This window comes from Flavobacterium bomense (genome assembly GCF_003970355.1).
The window spans coordinates 1-1386 of the sequence record NZ_RYDJ01000111.1 but is presented as its reverse complement, the minus strand read 5'-3'; the positions used below and the strand labels follow the sequence as shown (position 1 = coordinate 1386).

Below are 1386 nucleotides of genomic sequence, written 5' to 3'. Positions count from 1 at the left end.
ACCATTAGCGGCTCTGGAACCATAAATTGCTGCTGCAGAAGCATCTTTCAGCACGTCAATAGACTGAATGTCGTTTGGATTTATAGCTGACAAAGGATTGTTTCCAACAAAGCCGCCTAACGAACCCGTGAAAACAGCAACTCCATCAATAACTATCAACGGAAAAAGTCCAGATGTAATGGTGTTTAATCCTCGAACTCGAATTACCGGAGTGTTATTGAGCACCGCCGAAGATTGAATTACGTCTATTCCTGTTCCTTGTCCTCCCAATAATTGGTCGAAACTTGTTGCAGGTCTGTTTTGCAATTGTTTAGCGGAAACTGTTGAAACAGAACCTGAAAACTCCGACTTCTTTTGGGTTAAATACCCACTGGAAATCAATATTTCTCCCAGCTCATTGGTGACTTCTTGTAATTGTATGGTAATAAATTCATTGGCATTTACAACTATACTTTTTGCGGTGTATCCTATCATTTCAACGGTCAAAGTCAATGGGAACTTAGAAGATGTGTGCAAAATAAACTTGCCTTCCTCATTAGTTAAAGTCGCTTCATTTTTTCCTGATATTTGAACCGTTGCAGCAGCTAAAGCTGCATTATTTGAATCTATCACTATTCCTTCAATCTTAATTTTTTGAGCTGAAACTGCCAATGAAATAAGAAGAAATAACATAACAGATAGACTAATTTTGTTTGCAATTTTTGCAAACAAAATCATTATAAATGTTTTTTTCATTTTTATAATTTTTGACCCCTGTTAAAGACCGAATTACGGCCTAAACAAGGTGTGTTTTTTGAATATTAAAGTAATTTTTGATAGAAAATACCCATTATTAATTAAAATAATAGGTACTTCCCTCTGATGAAATTTTTTACAATTTTAAAGTTTAATTGATTTTGACGCTTTGCAAATTCGAATTGTTTTTAGTCAACAGGAAATAAGATTTTCCCTTAACCCTAATTAAATCCATATTTTTCACATCGCCCGGGGTAAAAAATCCGCTTTGTGTAGGATCAATAGATTTGAATTTTCCTTTGCCATTTCCTTTTAGAAACAAGCCGTGACCTGCATCATTTCGAGGTGTTTCTACTTCAGAATTGTACATATTTCCGGTTATTAATACGTCAAGATGTCCATCTTTGTCATAATCATCTACCATAATTTCGTTGATACACGATACTTGGGCTTCAACCGGAAGATTGTGAATAATGAATTTTCCGTTTTTATTTTCTAAATAAATACTGGCAAATGATTTCACTGTATAATGCAAAGCTTCTTTAAGCGATTTTTCGGTATAAACATCTACCAAAGTAGCTTGGGAAAAACTTTCGTAATTTTTGAATTTCTCCTTGATATTTGGTATTTGTTGAGAAGAACATCCACGAC

General features: G+C 34.3%; 1 protein-coding gene and 1 pseudogene. Both read right to left on the bottom strand.

Translation table 11 applies throughout. The annotated features are described in order from the left end of the window. Window positions 1-735 (bottom strand): TonB-dependent receptor plug domain-containing protein (locus tag EKL98_RS15960; protein ID WP_158618343.1); only part of this gene is annotated, 735 nt, incomplete at its 3' end. 151 nt (window positions 736-886) lie between these two features. Continuing rightward, window positions 887-1386, bottom strand: a pseudogene (locus tag EKL98_RS17680) (hypothetical protein); the annotation flags it as partial.